This window comes from Shewanella sp. H8 (genome assembly GCF_040285065.1).
Taxonomy (GTDB): Bacteria; Pseudomonadota; Gammaproteobacteria; order Enterobacterales; family Shewanellaceae; genus Shewanella; species Shewanella polaris.
In genome coordinates this window covers 1,584,034-1,603,885 of sequence record NZ_CP157213.1, presented here as the reverse complement: position 1 = coordinate 1,603,885, position 19,852 = coordinate 1,584,034, and the positions used below count along the sequence as shown (strand labels likewise).

General features: G+C 39.6%; 14 protein-coding genes and 1 tRNA gene. 7 read left to right on the top strand and 8 right to left on the bottom strand.

The genetic code is table 11. The features are described 5' to 3' along the window. Positions 1-160: 160 nt before the first annotated feature. A complete protein-coding gene (gene astB, locus ABIS04_RS07010) occupies positions 161-1,495 on the top strand; it encodes an N-succinylarginine dihydrolase (RefSeq protein WP_350433006.1) in 1,335 nt (444 codons plus the stop codon). Positions 1,496-1,610: 115 nt separating this feature from the next. Here the strand turns inward: astB and ABIS04_RS07005 are convergent, their stop codons facing one another. After that, on the bottom strand, positions 1,611-4,151 hold the full coding sequence (locus tag ABIS04_RS07005) for a hypothetical protein (RefSeq protein ID WP_350433005.1): 2,541 nt from the start codon (positions 4,149-4,151) through the stop codon (positions 1,611-1,613). Positions 4,152-4,361: 210 nt separating this feature from the next. Between ABIS04_RS07005 and ABIS04_RS07000 the strand changes: the two genes are divergently transcribed. Next, on the top strand, positions 4,362-5,687 hold the full coding sequence (locus ABIS04_RS07000) for a dicarboxylate/amino acid:cation symporter (RefSeq protein WP_140233868.1): 1,326 nt from the start codon (positions 4,362-4,364) through the stop codon (positions 5,685-5,687). 159 nt (positions 5,688-5,846) lie between these two features. Beyond that, positions 5,847-6,527 (top strand): LysE family transporter, encoded by a 681-nt coding sequence (locus tag ABIS04_RS06995; protein ID WP_350433004.1) that lies wholly within the window; start codon positions 5,847-5,849, stop codon positions 6,525-6,527. Positions 6,528-6,632: 105 nt separating this feature from the next. Here ABIS04_RS06995 and ABIS04_RS06990 read toward each other — a convergent pair whose 3' ends face one another. The 4 genes from ABIS04_RS06990 to ABIS04_RS06975 all read right to left on the bottom strand — a co-directional run bounded on the left by ABIS04_RS06990 (position 6,633) and on the right by ABIS04_RS06975 (position 10,769). Beyond that, positions 6,633-8,150: an ABC transporter permease gene (locus tag ABIS04_RS06990; RefSeq protein WP_350433003.1), complete on the bottom strand. Its 1,518-nt coding sequence runs from the start codon at positions 8,148-8,150 to the stop codon at positions 6,633-6,635. Between the two features lie 72 nt (positions 8,151-8,222). Continuing rightward, positions 8,223-8,900, bottom strand: coding sequence for an ATP-binding cassette domain-containing protein (locus ABIS04_RS06985; protein ID WP_350433002.1), 678 nt, complete (start codon positions 8,898-8,900; stop codon positions 8,223-8,225). Further along, on the bottom strand, positions 8,900-9,754 hold the full coding sequence (locus ABIS04_RS06980) for a putative selenate ABC transporter substrate-binding protein (protein ID WP_137221420.1): 855 nt from the start codon (positions 9,752-9,754) through the stop codon (positions 8,900-8,902). Before ABIS04_RS06980 ends, ABIS04_RS06985 begins: the two co-directional genes overlap by 1 nt. A gap of 319 nt (positions 9,755-10,073) precedes the next feature. Further along, the gene (locus ABIS04_RS06975; RefSeq protein ID WP_350433001.1) at positions 10,074-10,769 is read right to left on the bottom strand and encodes a 2OG-Fe(II) oxygenase; all 696 of its coding nucleotides are present in this window, start codon (positions 10,767-10,769) and stop codon (positions 10,074-10,076) included. Positions 10,770-10,885: 116 nt separating this feature from the next. Between ABIS04_RS06975 and ABIS04_RS06970 the strand changes: the two genes are divergently transcribed. Further along, entirely contained in the window at positions 10,886-12,136 is a 1,251-nt protein-coding gene (locus ABIS04_RS06970) for a DUF3391 domain-containing protein (protein WP_350433000.1), read from the top strand. A gap of 287 nt (positions 12,137-12,423) precedes the next feature. Here ABIS04_RS06970 and corA read toward each other — a convergent pair whose 3' ends face one another. Beyond that, positions 12,424-13,371 (bottom strand): magnesium/cobalt transporter CorA, encoded by a 948-nt coding sequence (corA, locus tag ABIS04_RS06965; RefSeq protein ID WP_137221426.1) that lies wholly within the window; start codon positions 13,369-13,371, stop codon positions 12,424-12,426. A gap of 459 nt (positions 13,372-13,830) precedes the next feature. After that, a complete protein-coding gene (yejK, locus tag ABIS04_RS06960) occupies positions 13,831-14,859 on the bottom strand; it encodes a nucleoid-associated protein YejK (RefSeq protein ID WP_137221428.1) in 1,029 nt (342 codons plus the stop codon). Between the two features lie 183 nt (positions 14,860-15,042). On the opposite strand from yejK, the gene ABIS04_RS06955 reads away from it, so the two are divergent. The 3 genes from ABIS04_RS06955 to ABIS04_RS06945 all read left to right on the top strand — a co-directional run bounded on the left by ABIS04_RS06955 (position 15,043) and on the right by ABIS04_RS06945 (position 17,496). Further along, positions 15,043-15,255, top strand: coding sequence for a YejL family protein (locus ABIS04_RS06955; protein WP_137221430.1), 213 nt, complete (start codon positions 15,043-15,045; stop codon positions 15,253-15,255). An 83-nt stretch (positions 15,256-15,338) separates the two neighbouring features. Further along, on the top strand, positions 15,339-17,138 hold the full coding sequence (locus ABIS04_RS06950) for a DUF3413 domain-containing protein (protein WP_350432999.1): 1,800 nt from the start codon (positions 15,339-15,341) through the stop codon (positions 17,136-17,138). A 281-nt stretch (positions 17,139-17,419) separates the two neighbouring features. After that, positions 17,420-17,496: transfer RNA gene (locus ABIS04_RS06945), tRNA-Pro, on the top strand. A gap of 278 nt (positions 17,497-17,774) precedes the next feature. On the opposite strand, the gene ABIS04_RS06940 is transcribed toward ABIS04_RS06945, so the two are convergent. After that, positions 17,775-19,841, bottom strand: a complete 2,067-nt coding sequence (locus ABIS04_RS06940; protein WP_350432998.1) for a methyl-accepting chemotaxis protein — start codon at positions 19,839-19,841, stop codon at positions 17,775-17,777. Between the last annotated feature and the right edge of the window lie 11 nt (positions 19,842-19,852).

Genomic DNA, 19,852 nt, shown 5'->3' with positions numbered 1-19,852 from the left:
TCTGTACAAAATAACCACACCTTGTTAACCCTAATAGCTTAAGTATACTGGCGTTAAATTAGCGTTAACTGACATGAGCGATCACGTTCCTTTTTTATAAGTAACACAAATAAGTGCAACTACAATAATAATTATTCACAAAAATTCTCAAGGATCACAAATGAAGCATTTTGAAGCCAACTTTGATGGCTTGGTAGGACCAACTCATAATTATGCCGGATTATCATTTGGTAATGTAGCCTCATTTAGTAATGCGGCTCAAACCTCGAATCCTAAAGCGGCAGCCAAACAAGGTTTACAAAAAGCCAAAGCATTAGCCGACCTAGGTATGGTTCAAGGCGTATTAGCACCGCAAGAGCGCCCAGACCTGTATACATTGCGTCGAATTGGTTTTTCTGGGTCAGACTCAGAGGTTTTACAAAAAGCGGCTCAGCAAGCCCCTGCTTTACTTAATGCCTGCTGCAGTGCTTCTAGCATGTGGACAGCAAATGCCGCTACAGTATCACCAAGTGCAGACACTCGTGATGGCAAGGTGCATTTCACACCAGCAAATTTAGTTGATAAATTACATCGCAGCATTGAACCTGTTACTACTGGCAATATTTTGCAGGCGACATTCAACAATGATCGTTATTTTAAACATCATCAACATTTACCTGAACACACTAGCTTTGGTGATGAAGGTGCCGCAAACCATACGCGTTTCTGTGCTGAATATGGTCACGCTGGAGTGGAGCTTTTTGTTTATGGTCAGTCAGCAACTGATCCAAACTCGCCAAAACCGACTAAATACCCCGCCCGACAAACATTAGAAGCTTCTCAAGCGGTGTCTCGTTTACACCAACTTGAAGATGAAAGCTGTGTATTTATGCAACAAAATCCAGCAGTAATCGACCAAGGTGTATTCCACAATGACGTGATTTCTGTCGGTAATCAAAATGTACTTTTCTACCATGAACAAGCTTTTTTAGATACCGAGACTAAATTTGACGAAATCCGTCAGAAAATGAACACTAATATGCATTTTGTGAAAGTAACAACCGAACAAGTGTCTATTAATGATGCGGTACGTAGTTACTTATTTAATACTCAAATAATCACTTTGCCTAATGGTGAAATGGCTATTATTGCGCCAACAAATTGCCAAGAAAACCCAGCAGTATTTGCTTATTTAAATGAACTAGTGACCTTAGGTACACCAATTAAACAAGTGCGTTATTTTGATGTAAAACAAAGTATGCAAAACGGGGGGGGGCCAGCATGTTTGCGCCTACGCGTAGCAATGAGTGAACAAGAAATTGCCGCAGTGAACCAAAACACATTAATGAATGAGGGTTTATTTACTAGCTTAAATACTTGGGTTGATAAACATTATCGCGACCAACTAACCGTTAGCGATCTTGCCGATCCGCAATTGATTATTGAGTCTCGCACCGCATTAGATGAACTTACACAAATCCTCAAATTAGGCAGCGTGTATCAGTTCCAGAGATAATTTTTGACGTTCCGTTCATAATAAAGTTAATGTTCACATACTTTCACAATCGAACACAAAAAAACAAAAAAAGGGTGCTAAATGCACCCTTTTTTACTGCTTCAATATCGATAAACTATTCAATATTTACATTGATTGATAGCACTGGAGTCACTAAACCATTTGGTGATTCAACTTCAACAAGAAATACTCCAGTATTCGCTTCGTCTTCACCTTTGATTGTTGTGGTAAATTCACGGCCACCGTTATAATTAGAGCTTGGCCATGTGTATTCACTTGAGCTAACCACTGAGCCTGCAGAGGTCGTAAATCGAACAACCGAACCGGCTGGCATTTGTTGATTATGCAAATCAGATATGGTAAATGTTGCTGTAGCAGAGCCTTTACCAATAATAGTCATATCACCACCATAGTGCAGGTCATCAGAGTCATTTATCAATACATAATCATAACCATTTGCTGCGATGTAAGCTGGTGTAACTGACTCAAACACGTCTTTGTTTGCTGTTGCATAAGCTGTACTTCCTGACATCACCATGGTTAGGCTGCGACGAACATACAAAGATTTTGAATCAGTAACACCATCGGCACAAGCACTGTGGACAGGATCTGAGCAAAGCACACCATTGTATTTACTGTCTTTGAGGTCAAATACACCATTAGCATTAAAATCAACCAACTCTTCTAATGTTCCACCAAGTTGACCGCCCGTTTGTTGCGGGTTAAATAATCCATCTTCGTTGTAGTCATTAAAGGCATCGTTTAAATCAAATGATTGACCAGTAACGTCTGTACCAGAAGTAAACTCTGTGGCTTCTGAAGCATCAAAACGACCGTTACCATTTAAATCAGGGAAAGATTCTTCACCTATTGCTGTTGCAGTAATCGTTGCGCGACCACCATATTTTTGGTCATAAAAATTGCCATAAACGATATTGGTATTAAGGCAAGTGGTATCTTCTGAACCGTCGCTTAGGTTGTAACATTTTAAGCTAGCTTCAGGATTATTAACTTGTTCACCTAACCCATTAAAAAGTACAACACCTTCAGGTCTTGGAAGTTGGCTTATCCAAGAAACAGAACAGGTACCATTTACGGTTTGACATGCATCTTCGATAGAACCACCTTCAGTAGTAAAAGAGACGGTTGTTCCATCTGGAACTGGGTTGTTAAAGGCATCTGCCATACGCGCGGTTACAATAACTTCGGTACCGTCGCGGCTCCAACCTTCGGCATTTAATAGCTCAGCTGATAACGAAAAACTGTCTTGGTCTGGAATACCAGTAGACACAATCAACTGACTAGATTGACTCGACACAGCAGGCACCACGTCATTATCAACAGTTGCAGTAACCCGTAAAGAAGTCGCAACAGTACCGGTAGTCACGACAGTTTGTACAATGCCATCATTGTCTGTAGTGGCTTGCAGAGGATCAATTTTAATTCCACCTACACTGGTATTAAGTGAAAACTTAACATTTTGGTTAGCAACCACATTGCTATTGTTATCTAATACTTTAAATTTAACCACTGACGCTTCAGTACCGCCTGTACCTAAAATACTAATATTTTCAGGAACGGCTGATACAAACACAATGCTGCCAACATCGGCTTGAAGTACATTAATAGTCCCCACAGCAGATAAACTGATGCCGCCAGCATTGGCTGTGACATTAATTTGATCTTCTCCAACACATCCCTCTGCACGGTAAGTTGAGGTTGCAACACCATTACTTGACGACACAGGTGAACTAATCACAGCTTGTGCAGGGCTTTTAGTCGCGCAGGTAGATGAAAAATTTACGTCTACGGGTTGGGTAAAGGCATTACCTGAATCGTCTTGAATTGACACAGTAACAGTAGCGGTTCCGCCCGCAGATAAATCAGTTGTACTAATTTCTGCCACACCTTCAACAAAAGGTGTACCGCTACCCATAACAACATTCGTTGCCCCGACAACAACAATCGTTGAACCGGTTTCATTGGTAGACAATGTCGCTGTTGCTTCACCAGCACCTAACGAACTGCCAGCATAAATATCAATGGTGGCTTTGCCTTGAGCATTGGTTACTGCTGTTTTAACAGGCAAATCACCGATAGGGCTATCAAATGTCACAATAGAGGACTTGGTAATACCCGTAACAGTCGCGGTTAATTTACCCGGCGATAAGGTACTGATAGATTGAATAGCATTGCCAGCGGCATCGGTTAACACCAATGAGACTTGCGCTCCGCCTCCGGCTACACCACCGTCACCTGTCATTGTGACAAATAATGACGCGTTCTCACCTGTTGTGGTGGTAGCGGTCACTGTTGCTCCGGTATTAATCTCTGCAGTATTGAGCTGGATAGTCGCCACACCGCTTGAGTTAGTGACGACTTCACCAGTACTGGGTGAAAATGTACCATAATCATCATTGTTGAGCGTAAATGTAACAAGGGTACTGACAGCGGCACCCGTTGAATCTTTTACTGTTGCAGTAATGATTGCCGGCTCTGCAACCGAAACCTGAGAATTGTCGATAGCTAATGTAATTGTAGTAGTATCAGTATCGTCTCCTCCAGCACCATCATCGGTTATACTGCCGCCGCCGCCACAGGCGACGAGAAAAAACGAACACAAAAGTACGAAATAAACCTTAAACGCTGACCTCATTGTCAGACTCCCTGTGACATTAAAATAAAACGGAATAATGATTATCGTTAATGACAACTTAACAATACGCAAACATCTTATAACTTTAGCATAACTCTAGTCTTTTCTTAGCGATTTATCCGCTAAAACTTTCACTTTTAGATCATTTCCTAAGTGACCGATTCCTGCTAGTCTTTAGCGTTAACAATAAAGATATAGCATAATAAAATAATGAAGGAACACTCTGTGAGTAAACAACGTAAGCTCGGACTCACGAGCAAGATTTTAATAGGCATGGCTTCAGGTATTATTTTAGGCCTTCTTTTAAGGAACGTGTTTCCTGACAGTCTATTTATTAAAGAATACATTACCGATGGTTTTTTACATGTTATCGGCACCATCTTCATATCAAGCTTAAAAATGCTTGTCGTTCCACTGGTCTTTATTTCACTTGTGTGTGGTACAAGCTCATTAAGCGATCCATCTAAATTAGGACGTTTAGGCGGTAAGACAATTGCTTTTTATTTATTCACCACAGCAATCGCTCTTACTATCGCTATTTTAGCCGCAGTGCTTATTCACCCTGGTAATGCCAGCCTTGCGGGTAACGCATTAGAATTTACGGTCAAAGATGCGCCTAGTTTGTCTGAGGTCATTATTAATATTGTACCGACAAACCCAATGCAAGCGATGAGTGAAGGAAATATGCTGCAGATCATCATCTTTGCAGTTATTTTTGGCTTTGCTATCTCACACATCGGTGATAAAGGTACTCGTGTTGCGACCTTTTTTAATGATTTAAATGACGTCATCATGCGCGTTGTCACCTTGATTATGCAATTAGCACCTTACGGTGTGTTCGCATTAATGGCCAAACTGAGCTTAACCTTAGGATTAGAGACCTTTGGTAGCGTAGTCAAATACTTCTGCTTGGTCGTCATCGTGCTCTTTATCCAAGGGTTAGTTGTTTATCCTACTCTGCTAAAATTATTCTCCGGTCTCAGTCCGTTAATGTTTTTACGTAAAATTCGCGACGTACAGCTATTTGCTTTTAGTACTGCAAGCTCTAATGCAACATTGCCAGTTACCATTGAAACTGCTGAACACAGAATGGGCGTTGACAACAAAATAGCGTCATTCACCTTACCACTTGGTGCCACACTCAATATGGATGGCACCGCCATTATGCAGGGTGTTGCAACGGTATTTATTGCCCAAGTATTTGGTATCGAATTGAGCATCATGGATTATGCTACAGTTGTGGTGACTGCCACACTAGCTTCTATCGGTACTGCAGGTGTGCCAGGTGTAGGTCTTATTATGCTGGCAATGGTACTTAATCAAGTGGGTTTGCCAGTTGAAGGTATTGCGTTAATTATTGGCGTCGACAGAATGCTAGACATGATCCGCACTGCGGTAAACGTAACTGGCGATGCTGTTGCTACTGTTATCATCGCCAAATCTGAGGGTGAATTTAATGAAGATATATTCAATGATTCGCAAGCAGGTAAGGCAGCAAAAAGCTTTGAAGAGCAAGTGCTTAATGCCAAGAAATAATGGTTAAGTTTACGTAATAATAAAAAAAGCGCTAATTTAGCGCTTTTTTATTATCTTTTCCTTGCATAAACATGCCATTATCATCAACTTACAATAATATTAGCGCTTATAGATATACCCAAGGTATCACCAACTTTAATTGAAAAAAACGGAATCAATATGGACATTACTTTATTGGCTAGTTTAGCGGTTATTCATATTGTGGCATTAATGAGCCCAGGACCAGACTTTGCCATTATTGTCAGAATGGCAACCCAACAAACCCGCTTAACGGCACTTTATTGTGCCTTAGGCATTGCCGTCGCCATATTAGTTCACACCTTTCTATCCTTAATGGGGATCAGTGTGATGATCCAACAATCGCATGTTGCCTTTATGGTAGTGCAATTGATTGGCAGTAGCTATTTAGCCTGGATGGGATATGGGGCGCTCAAATCTGCACTCACCAGTATCATCAATAAACGTGAAATTTCATCAGCAGAATTATCCGCTCAAAGCCAACCAACAACGACCGGATTAATATCATCAATAAAAGGCTTTAAAGTCGGCTTATATACTAATTTACTCAATCCAAAAGCACTGATTTTTTTTATCACCCTGTTTTCAGTATTGATCACCCCACAAGTCAACAATTCAACCAAAATAGCCGCAGCGATATTATTATTTGTCTTATCATTAGCCTGGTTTAGTTTATTGGCACTTGTTCTATCTAAGCCGCAAGTACAGCAAAAGTTGCTGGCGGCCAATACCATTATTGATTTACTGGTTGGAATTATCTTTATTGCAGTAGCTCTTACCATTGCCAACAATGTTGTTGAGAAAATAATGAATACATTTTAAATATCATACAGCTCGCACACCAAACGCGTTAAACCATAAATGGATTGATTCAGTGATGTTTTTTAGCTGAGTAATATTGCTAATGAACTAAATGATGGAATGGTGTTAGCAAGCTTGTAAACGACTACGGGGATGCTGTAGTAATCGACGCGCAAAATAGTCCACTACCACATTGAGCCCTGCAGTGAATACTAATAGTAATAAAGCACCACTAAAACGAATTTCAGAAAAATTACTATCGACATAAAATCCTAACGTCATGACTCCAAGCATCCCTAAAATAGCCGTTTCCCGGATAATCACTTCAAAACGATAAAACAACAGGCCCATAAAATGAGGGTATATGGCAGGAACAACCAAATAACTGTATTGGTCAATCCTAGGTTGATAAGTCAGCGGCACGGTCACACTGTCAGCTTGGCGCGCCATTAAAAATACCATCAGGCCGCTATTGTGTAATGCTAATGCGATGATCGCAGGTAACATCGAAGGTCCCAACAACATCATAAACACAAAAGCCAACAAATATTCGGGCAGAGAACGTAATATTAAATTCACCGCCCTCATGATTAAGATAATCACTTTTGGCATCATCAGTCGAGTATTAAAAGGTAATAATACCAATGTGAATAAATAGGTTAACCCTAAGGCACAAAAAGCCAGCACTAAGGTGGCAATCATCCCTGGAATAACTTGTTGGCTTATTAGCTTATAGCTCCAATCAAATAATTTTGACAAGTGTTCAGTATCAAACCAACTTAAAAAGGCTTGCCCTTGTAACATTGGTGGTAAAATATCAACACTAAGAAAGCGCCAAATAAGCTGACCATCAATTGTCGGAATTGGCGGTAAAAAATACACAGCAAGAGGTAAATACAGCCAAAACAAAATCGGTCTAGCCCAATAACGTATGCTACCAATTAACAATACGAATAAGATTAATAATGCCCCACCTTGCTCATAATGCCCTTGGCGAAAGGCAGATTCTAAATAGAAGCCTAATGTCGGCATACCAATAAAACCCAACACCGCACTACTGCGTAACGCACATTCGAAACGGTAACGAATATAATCGACAATCTGCGGATACATATGCATCCAGCGACCATAAATAAAAGTAGACAGTTTATCGGTGCCTTTTGGCAGTGAAAACAGGGTGTGTAAGGGCGCTTGCTGTAAAATATCCGCAAAGACGCGGGCAAACGTAGCGGCATAAGGAAGGGCAATGGCTAAAATACCCGTAATCGCCGATAAACCAAATATTTGTAAAAATATTAACGCCCAAAATATCTCATGGATAGCGCGAATAAATGCACACATTGCCGCAATCAAAGGGTGTTGATACCACAATGCTAATGGGAACCCTAATAGCAATCCAACCGTAATACCGAGTAAAGCAAAACTGATAGTTTGCCAAAGAGCCTCAAATAAATATTCTGTCGCAAAAAAATCTGGATGAATAAAACCCAGACCCATACGGCCAAGTTCGATCCAAGGATCGAGCGCGATTACTTCGGTATCAGCAAAAAACCAGCACACTGAAACCATCAATAAAAGCAACAGAGTGATTTTCTGCCAGTGGCCTACAAAAGAGAATCCACTAAAGAGCATGGCTTTAGGCATAATAGAAAGGATTGTTACTAAATGGAAAAACGTAAGTAATATGAGGTATTTTTAATAGCGATTGATTCATATTTATATCACAACATTTTTTGCAGCATCAGTTAATGCATAGTGCTGCGACAAATGAGCCAAAGTTAATTGTTCAGCTTTATCATCTAATACGACTTTTCCATCGCTAATCACAATAATACGATCAAAATGTGCTAATGCTAATTCGGCATCATGTAGCACACAAATCACACTCGGATGTGCTTGCTTAATCAAATTTAACAGTCGTAAGCCCATTAATGGATCCAATGCAGAAAAAGGTTCATCACCCATAAACACTGACTGTTGCTGAAATAACGCTCTAGCGAGCGCTACCCGTTGACGTTGACCACCAGATAACTCGCTAACTTTCTGCTGCAATGGCACCACTAGCTCCAACTGTTGGCAAATATCGCTAATGTGAAGTTGCGGCTTTTTAAACGGCAACAACAAATTAGCCAAATTATACCAACGAGAATGGCGCGCTAATCCACCAATAAACACGTTGTGATAAATCGATAAGTTATCGACAAGTCCTTGGGCTTGAGAACACAAACAGGTTTGCTCAGACAATTGTTGATACAAATGATGCAACAGCGTGGTTTTACCCACGCCTGAAGGACCTAAAATAGCCACATGCTCATTGGCATTAAATGACAAATTAACTTTAGATAATATAATCTGTTGGTTATAACCTAAATCAACATCAACCAACGACAACATTAATCAATCATTCCAATTGTTTTAGCCACACGCTCAATCGGTTCATAATCACTATTTTTGGCAGGTACGAATGATTCACGAGGAAAACTGGCCAATAAATCTTTATCAGTCATGCCAATTAACACTTGAGTGAGTTTATCTTTAAAACCAGCACCAAAATCGTTGTCAATGCCTGAATGAACAGTCCATTGATAATCCTGGTAAGTCGGACTTTCCCAAATGACTTTTACTTTACTGGTATCAACTTTACCGGTTTCAACGGCGGTGTCCCACACTTTGTAATTCACTGCACCTACTTGATATACACCCGCTTCAACTTGGCTGATAGTACGGCTATGGTCACCAGAAAAACCAATGCGTTTAAAAATCTGCTCAATTGGCTTGCCAGTATTTTTTTCAATAAAATACTGTGGCATCAAGCGCCCTGAGGTTGAATCTTTAGATCCAAACGTAAAGGTATAATTATTAAGTGTAGGGAAATTATCAGATGGCATAAGGTCAATTGAATGATTTGCAATCAAATAGCTTTTAAAAAATTGATCTTCAAAACCCTGTGCTATGGCTTCAGAACCGGGCACTAAACGACGAGCTTGCACCCCAGATAAGCCACCAAACCATGCTAATTGCACTTGGTTATTACGAAACGCCGTTACTGCAGCAGAATATGACTTGACCGGAATATACTTGACTTCCACACCCAATTGCTCAGATAAATAAACCGCCACTTTATCAAAACGAGTACGAAGCTGACTTTCATCTTCATCCGGTATAGCAGTAAACGTAAAAGTGGCACTTAATGCAAACGTCGAAAATAAACTCAATAAGCTAGCCGATAATATATGTGTTAGTTTCATCTTAATCTTAAGGGTAGTGAATTAATGTGGTTATTCTAACTTACCTAACACCCGATCACATAGACAAAGCAATCGGAATGTGACAAATATGGAAAAAGACAATTATAATTATTCCTATTTAATCAGCAAGATTCAAATAAATGTCCCCCTGATATTTGTTTATAAATCCACAGCCCGCCTTTTTACAGCATAATAAACAAGCCAATTTTAATATAGAAAATTGTAGACACGGCGATTTTTAACATCAATTTACATTCAGCTAAGGCCTCAAGTACAAATTTAATTAACCGCTAAACGAAAAATATTACCAAGGCATAAACTAACTCAGCGCTGCATAAAGCTGTTCAGCCCGATTAAACATAACCCATGAAGTGGCAATATACTTATCATTGCTAATGGGCACATTGCCGCGATGACTGTGAGTAAAACCGGCAGGGGCAATCACCATAGTGCCTTTTTTAGGGCTTATTTTACGCTGTTGATAATAAAACTCCGTTTCGCCGCCCTCTTCAACATCATTCAAATAGAACATATACAAGGCTACACGATGTAAGGCTTCATTATGATCATTTTGAGGAAACTGTTCTGAATGCCAATGGGGGTAACCACCAACACCCTGTTGATAATGCTGTATATTTATCGTACCACTTCTATACAAGTACTTAGTTAACGCCGCAGCTCTTGGTCGACCTAATTTATCAAAATTAGTAGGCGTTAAGGTCTGTGGTTGCCCATTTTCATCCGCTACTTGTACTGACACAGCCCCCATAAAACAGAGTGAATACTGAGTTAAATATTCAGTAACACGAGTTAGTGTTACATCGAGTAATTCATTTTTTAATTCAGCTAAATCATCAAAAGCATCTAACATTAAATCACGGCTGTGCTTTTTTTGGGTATCAACACCAAAGCCAGTTTGTCCAAGAGCTACACTAGGATGTGCTTCAAATGCAGCAATTAAACGGTCACATAAATCATTACTCATCGCATTGGGATATACTTCAATAAAATCCATCGTAGGCTAACTATTGTTAATCAATTTATAGTAGTATGCTGCCACGTGATTCAGGTATCTGTAAAGGGCAATGCTGAACATAGCTTTTTGTTCTTTAAAGTAACTATCTATTGAATATGAAAAAAAATAAAAAAATCTCTGTAGAGCAATTAGAAGTTGGTACATTTATCCGTTTGCCTGTTTCTTGGAAAGATCATCCCTTCCTGTTTGGCAGCTTTAAAATCAAAAATACGGCGCAAATTGAAATTATCAAAGGATTAGGGATAAAAGATGTTTTCTTTGACCCTGACAAAAGTGATATAGAACCTGTCACATCAGATAATATTAATACTCCCAAAACGGATGAGCATACCTTAGCCGCACTTAAGGAAGAAATGCTTCTTCAAAAGTCAGAAAAAATTGATCAACAACAAAAACTCAAACGCGATTTAAAGAAAACAGAACAGCAATTTACTCGTTCTGTCGCCATGATGCGGTCAATGGTCTCTAAAGTGAGTAGTAGACCACTCAATGCGGTAAACGAAGCTAAAGAGCTCATTAGTAACATGACCAATATGTTACTTAATAGCGATAACTTAGGCTTGCATTTAATGGCCGATGCAAAAAATGATGAACACATTTACCATCATTCTCTCAACGTCACCATGCTGTGTATGTTAATGGCCAAAGAGCTAGGTTGGAGCCGTGAAGAAGTTGAAATCATTGGGATTGGAGGGTTATTTCACGATATAGGTAAACTTAAAGTTCCGAGTACTATTATCAATAAACGTGTGCCGCTTACCACACCAGAACAAAATTTCATTAAACAACACCCATTAATGAGCATTAACTTTCTGAAACTGGCTGACAGCTTCCCTGAAGAGGCTAAACCACTAATTGCCAACCATCACGAATTTTTAGATGGTAGTGGCTACCCACAAGGCCTCAAAGCCGACAAATTAGACAAGCTATCACAATTGATAGCCGTAGTTAACGAATACGACAACTTGTGTAATGGCGCCAACCACAACAAGGGCAAGCCGCCAAGTGTCGCGTTAGGTCTATTGTATAAAAACTATAAAACAAAATTAAATACTGAATATATTAGCAAATTAATCAAGATGTTAGGGGTTTACCCGCCGGGTAGTATTATTGAGTTATCAAGTGGTCAATATGCCATGGTCATGTCAGTAAACTTACAACAGCTATTATTCCCCAATATTGTGGTTTACGATCAACTGGTACCTAAAGAGTTAGCTCCTATCATTAGTTTACAGGATGAAGGCCTGAGTATTGTCCGCAGTCTACCTGCTGCCGCATTACCAGAAAAAATCCATAACTATCTAAATCCTCGAGAGCAAATAAGTATTGGTATTAGCCAAAATTAGTAGAAGAAAGGTAAGACTATTCTAATGAATATAAGGGTTGTTTTATCCCGGCAAAGCCCACTTACAGCAAAACCTACCAGTCCTCACTTTCAATGGTAAAATTCAGTTAGATCAATAACATTGAAATAAGTCGTGCGATTAGATTCAGCTAAATCATAAGTCGAAATAAGGCTACAAATCATCGAAGTTAATGGGATTGGTATAATACTATCGGCTGTTATCTAAGGGATAAAAAAGCCATCAACTGACAACAATTGATGGCGTTAATTTTGTTATTGAGAGAACTGCTACAACCACCCTTTTCTTTTAAAGAAAAAGTAGGTCCCTGCCGCGCTGGCAAGCATTAATACCACAGCTAAAGGGTAACCAAAGCGCCAATCAAGCTCAGGCATAAGGTGAAAGTTCATCCCATAACTGCTGGCAATTAATGTCGGCGGCAGAAACACCACTGCCGATACTGAAAATATTTTAATGATTTTGTTTTGTTGCAAACCACTGAAACCCATTGCCGCATCCAGCAAGAATTGTAATTTATCGAAAATAAACTGGCTGTGTGGCATTAATGATTCAATATCCGACAACATCTCACGGATGCCTTTTAAGTTTTCATCGGACAAATTATCACGATAATAACGTTGCATATAACGTAATGAGCGCTGCGTATCCAACAAACTTAAACGAATTTTACCGTTAGAGTCTTCTTGTAAGGTGATAAGCTTAAATACATCATCAAGCTCTTCGTCATTAAAAACTTGCTCGCCGACATTTTCTAATATGCTATAAACATCTTCAATTAAGTCAGAGAGATAGTCCACTTTTAAATAGAATAACTCTAGCATCAACCCTTGTGGTGTCGTCAAATCAAGACGACCTAAACGTAAGTAGTTACGCAACAGACGAATAAGACCGACGTCCTCTTCGCGTATGGTCAGTAAAAACTGTTCGCGTAAGTTAAATGACACGTTTACGGCGCGAACATCAGAACCCACACGCTGTGGAAACAGTGAGTTAATGTGTAAACCGTCTTGGTTTTGGTAGAAACGCGCTGAGGCCTCAATTTCTTTAACATCTTCTTCATCAGGGACTTCTTCAGTAGAGAACAAGCTCAACCATTCACGTTCTTCATCTTCGGGTCTTAATAAATCCAACCACAATGTCGACTCTGGCACTTTATCGCCAACGCTTAATTCGGTGATGATGAGTTGTCTATTTTGATAGGCGTATGCAGTGATCATCGCTCCCCCAAAGTTTGTTATGCCTTTAATAACATAGCAAACAAAAATACTGAAAAGTGGCGCTAGTTTACTCAACTACCCATGAATGAAAAGTAAAAAGTTTCAACCACACCAAAAATCATACCAGTTATTGCTAACGTTCATTAACAATCTAATCAACACAATAAAGTCATATGCCCTGCTTTAAAGCGATGTTAAGACCACAAATAAATCTCATCTTTTTTAAAGGAAGCATCTATATCTATAAAAGTGTTGAATAATATCAGCTTATATACTGCATCAAAGCATTCTGTACACATGTATACGTGTTGTTAAAAATCACATCCGTTGTCAACTATTTCACTAATTATCAAAAAGACACTCAATTGACCAAGCGTACATGGTTACTATCAATAATATTATAAAAAAAGCGCCGTTATAGGACGCTTTATCATCAAGGATATTAACGTTTATTCGCCATTATTCACCTTTCAGGCGACGATCTAGTTGATCTTTCAAATTGGCTGGTACACCTTTAATTAAAATGGTGTCAGAAATAGGATCGTAAATAACTCGCTCGCCTAAATGGCCACCATCAAAACTCAAGGTTACGCCACCGCCAGTGCCAGAAAATTTCTTTAAACTGCGTAAACTGGCTTTGTCAGCCGGAAACTCATCGTCCAACTCATAACTGCCACCACAAGCAAAATCATAAAACGAATCCATACCAGAATCAGCTAATTCGTCGGCCAAATCTTTAACTTCAATGACATCTCCAGAATCCGCTCGCTCAGCACAATATTCAAATACCTTATTGCGGCAATCTTGGCGCTCGTTTTTGGTTAACTCACTGCCCGCGACAAAGTCTTCAACCGCATGGATTAAGGTTTTATTTTGCGCTTTGGTGTTAACACCCTCAACACACCCCATAAAGTCTAAAAAGAAATCAGCAACTTTACGGCCTGCACGACCACGAATAAACGAAATATACTTACGTGAACTTTTATCAGCTTGCCACTCAGTTAAATCAATGCGCGCAGCTAATTGAATATTGCTTAAATCTAAATGGTTATTTTGTGACAACTCCATATCATCTAATACCGTCATCGACGACTTCGCACTTAATAACGCCACAAATAAATAGTCGCTGGTCATGCTGGTGTAGCAAGACATTAACAAAAAACCACCCTGACTAAAATCATACTTAGACAATTCTTGCTGTAACAATTCGCTGGCTTGCCCGGTAAACTCTACAAAACCTAATTCACCACTGCGGTAGCCCGTTAACGCATTAGAAAATGCATCATTAGCATCACCGTCATCGCCATGAGTACCAAAAAAACCAAAACCCTTACCCGCTTTCCCTGAATAAGTCTGGTGTAACTCTTCTAACATGGTTTCAACAGCGTGAGTATTTAACAACGGTTGCGGACGTAAACGACAATGCATTTGGCCTTGTCCGTCTTGAGAAATTTCGTGAATAATTGCTTGTTCAATGCTAATACTCATAAGCCTTGTTAATCCTAGTCGGTCGCAGATGATAATTTTAAAAAGAATGATATCAGACCAATCGTATAAATCGAACAAGGGTTTACGAAATTCCTCGTATAGACCAAATAAAACTTGAGGCGATTAGCCACTAAATCCGTTATTATGTGCAGCTAATTCATTCTTTATTGACGTTTTCTGACTATGGCAATTCAATCTAAATACACAAACACCCAAGTTGAAGCACTTATCAGCGAGTTGCTTGCTGTACTGGCTAAGCACCAAGCGCCTACCGATTTAAGCCTAATGGTATTAGGTAACTGCGTGACTCATTTACTCGACAAAAAAGTCCCAAATGAATCTCGCCAAAAAGTCGCAGAGCAATTTGCCAAAGCACTAACACAATCAGTTAAGTAGCTGGTTAAATAAATTTATCACTAACGCTAACAATCAGTTACACTGAGATAGTCTGTGATAATAACGTAGGAATACGAGTTAAAATGATCGAGCGCAAAAAGCAGCAAATGACGCGTGATAAAGTGTCACGCTTAGTTAATTGGGGTCACTGGTTTGCCTTCTTTAATGGCATATTGGCGATGTTAATTGGCGCTCGATATATTGGCAGTGTCGGCTACCCTGATACCATAATAGGTTGGTCATATCTTGCCATCAGCACCATAGGTCATTTTACCTTTTTGGCCTTTATTGGTTACTTAATTTTTATCTTCCCAATTACCTTACTACTGCCTTATTCTAAAATATTACGTGGCTTTGCAGCGTTTATTGCCTCTCTGGGATTATATACCCTACTCTATGACACCATTATTTATGACGACTATGGTATTCATTTAAGTCCATTTGCATTCGATTTGGCCTGGCAAGACCTCAATGCTTTATTACACAGTACATCCTACATTATCACCCCTATCGTTATTGTGATTGTCGAACTTACCGCGGCCAACTTTTTGTGGAAACGCATCGACAAAATTCAGAAAAAACAATGGGGCAATAAAGTGGTACTGTTTGTCGGTATCTGCTTTGTCAGTAGTCACTTAATCCATATTTGGGCCGATGCCACCAACATGACCGAAATAACCCGTTTCGACGATGCCTACCCTGTGTCATATCCAGCAACGGCACGTTCGTTTATGGAAAACCACGGCATAGATAGCAGCATGCAACCAACGGAATCACGTAGCAATAAATCACGTAAACTCAGCTACCCAATAAACCCAATGCAGTGCACGGCAGACAGTGACAGCCAGCCAAATATATTATTTATCAGTATCGACAGTTTGCGCGCAGACATGCTTGATAGTGACACTATGCCTTTTTTAAGCCAATATCGACTTAAAAACCAGCGATTTATGAATCATTATGTGGGTGGAACCGACTTTGACACCAGCATGTTTACCCTCATGTATGGCTTACAAGGCAACTATAGCGATCGCAAAGAATTTGATAATACTAGCCCAATATTGACTAATATCCTTACGCAACAAGGTTATCAATTAGCGATGTTTGCACCACAAAATGATGGCTACACAGCAAAAAGCGCCATGTTTAACGGCATTAACATCCACATCAGCGAAGGCAATAATGGCAGTGCAGACGCCGACATCAACACCATTAACGCGGTGAATGCATGGCAACCAAATCAAACTCAACCTTGGTTTGCACTGGTAAACCTAACGGCACCAAAAGATTACGACACCCCGGTAGGATTTTTAGGGGTACAAACCATTAAACCACATATGCCTTTAAAACCAGCGCAAAAAGTGTTGTTTAATCAATATCGTCAATCGCTAAACTTTATAGACCAACAACTCGAAACCCTTCTCAATAATGTCAGCGATGATACAGTAGTGCTGATTACAGGCACTTACGGTCAAGTCTTTACCAGTAACGCCAATGATGCGCGCAATGACTTATCACCAGGTAACGTCAAAGTACCATTAATCATTCATTGGCCAGACAGCACCCACGGCAACAAAGTCAACTATCGCACCAGCCATTACGGCATTGCGCCAACCTTACTTAGCCATGTTTTAGGTTGTACTAACCCAAGTACAGATTATAGCTCTGGTCGCAACTTGCTAGAGCCTAACGACCAAACATGGGTATACATAGGTGACAGCCGCCGCTTTGCTATTTATCAAAAATCTGAGATAACCGTATTAGACCGATTCGGCAAGTACAGCATCTACGATGTAGACTATAAAAAACGCTTGGATAAAAAAATGAGCGCGCCAGAGTTGATCCAAGTCATGCGTGAAGGCCGTAGACTCTACAATCAATAAGGCCGTCTTTAGAGTAATCAATAGAGCCTTGATTATCGGTTGAGATTTTAGCTTGGTTGCTTATTACAATACTGAATCATGTATGCTTTTCAGCAACTGGATAGTTTATAATCAATCGATAAGCGGCTGATAACTAACTGCTTGCACTCATTTATTACTGTTGATAAAGTGCTAATCCACTTAGTCACCCCAAAGCCAATAGACTAACTAAGTGATGCTTCACAAGCTGACTTAAATATAAATATTATAGTTGTCCATATTTGAAGCAGTTGCACAAAATTCGGTATGTAGCGCAGCCCGGTAGCGCACTGTCATGGGGTGTCAGGGGTCGGAGGTTCGAATCCTCTCATACCGACCAAATTCGATATTTATTTCGATGGGTTATCGGAATTAAACCAAGTAAAACCCCGTTTCAGCAATGCTGAAACGGGGTTTTACTTATGTACTGTGGGTACTGATATCGGGGCACTTTGCCTATACCAGATCAAGGGTAATCAATGACTATTCCCGCTTACTCTTTATAAAAAAATTAGCCCAGTCGCCCCGTAATATTGTTCTTATTAGCTTAAAAACACATAAACAAAAAAGTCACCATGTGGATCGTCATTCGGCTATCAATAGCCAGCAAAACAGCCCTTAGGCTAATTTGAACTTATTAACCAACAAATTGAGGCGTTCATTGGCAATCGAAAGGTTTTGAGTACTCACAGCAGTTTGTGTGCCATTTTGTAACAGCTCAAGCGCCATCGTTTCTATGGTGTGTATATTTCGACTTATCTCACTTGTTACCGCACTTTGTTCCTCAGATGCTGTGGCTATTTGACCGCCTAAATCGTTAATTACCACTATAGAGTTTGTCATTGAATCAAGGTTAGAGGTCACTTTAAACGTGTTATCTGCCACCTTCTGACAGCTATCTTTAGTTTCAACCATCACCTTTACTGCTGATGAGGCGTCATTTTGTAACCTTGTTAAGATTTGTTCAATTTGAGCGGTACTCGATTGTGTACGGGAGGCAAGTGAGCGAACTTCATCAGCTACAACTGCAAACCCACGTCCTTGCTCTCCTGCTCGAGCGGCTTCTATTGCAGCATTGAGTGCTAACAAATTAGTTTGATCAGCTATCCCCTTAATTACGCTTAAAATCGATACGATTTGGTCAGTATTCTCACTCATGGTATTAATTTTATTGGTCGCCACATTCATATCTTCTACAAGGGCTATTACGCTATTTGACGCATCAACAACGGTGATTTTAGATACTTTAGCTTCTTGGTTGGCTTGTTCGCTTCTCGATGCTGTTTGCGCTGCACTGTTAGCCACAGCTTCTGCTGAGCTGTTCATCTGAGTGATTGCTGTAGCAGCGAGACGAGTTTCTGAACTGTGATTATTGAGTGCGATAGTATTACTTTCTGACTGACTGTTAAGCTGTATTATCCCTTCTGTGATTTCTTTAGATGAACTTGAAATATCAAGCATCATGGTTTGAAGGTAACCAATAAAATTATTAACTGAATGGCTTATATCTCCAAGCTCATCATGATTTATGATTTCCAATCGAGAAGTAAGATCGGCTTCACCAGTGGATAAGGTGTCTATACGTGTTTTTAACACCACCATATTGGAGATTATTTTGTTTATAACCCAGACACAAAAAAAGAGTGCAACGATGATAATCATGGATGCCACGGCAATACTCTGGAAAGTTTTATTGTCGAATATCTCACGAGTGCCATCCGAAAGTCCCTCTTGAATCGAGATGACATTAGATTCAAGAGTTCCAGTTCCAATAATCCAGCCCCATTCAGGTAAAATCTTTCTTACATATGAAATTTTTGTTTTATTAACATTCGTTACAGAGGAAACTTCAGATAGTAGAATAAAGGCATCAGATTTGTCCCCTAATACTTGCTTAACGTTAACTGTGTTGTCTGTTTGAGTACCAATGAGATTTTTTTGCGAGTGTGCCAGAATATTACCATTTAGATCCTGCACCCAAAATTCTCCATTTTCACCATACTTTGCTGCCATGATTGTTTGTAGTGCAGCAGTGACATTTCCCTGCTTTAGTGTGCTGATATACTCGCCTGTGGCAATCACTAAATTAAGCGGTTCAAAATAGAAAGAAGCTGATATTTTTTCTTCTATTTTTCCAGTAGATGGATTTGAAAAAAAGTAGTTGGTAAAACCTATCTTGTTTTCTTTGGCTGCGGCAACAATATCCCGAGCATAATAATTGCCTTTTTCATCGATAGCATCACGACCATCGCCTACTGAAACGCTACCATTGCCAGCGGCTTCATTCGTTAAAGTGTCTGCATCATAGGCAAACAGATAGCGACCCTTTCCCCATTGATATTCATTGAGAAAAGTATAGATCATCATATCGGGATCATCGGTAAGATTATTTTCATAAAGATTATTAATTGTATTACGCAAAACGACAATCTCATCGCCCAGGGCTTGCCTGATATTTTCAACTTTGGATTGTTGATAGAAATCATTAACTGAACGGCTGAGAGTATCTACCTGGCCGATGAGGTTGTCCTTGACTAAACTTTCAACTTTATCATTGATATTTAGCTTTTCTTGCTTAAGAACAGCCTTTTCAATCATTAGTAAGTTGACGATAAAAAAGCTAGATACAAAGATTAGTAAAGTGCCAACTAATATAATTAATTTAGCTTTAATAGTTTTTGTCATAATCAAACCTT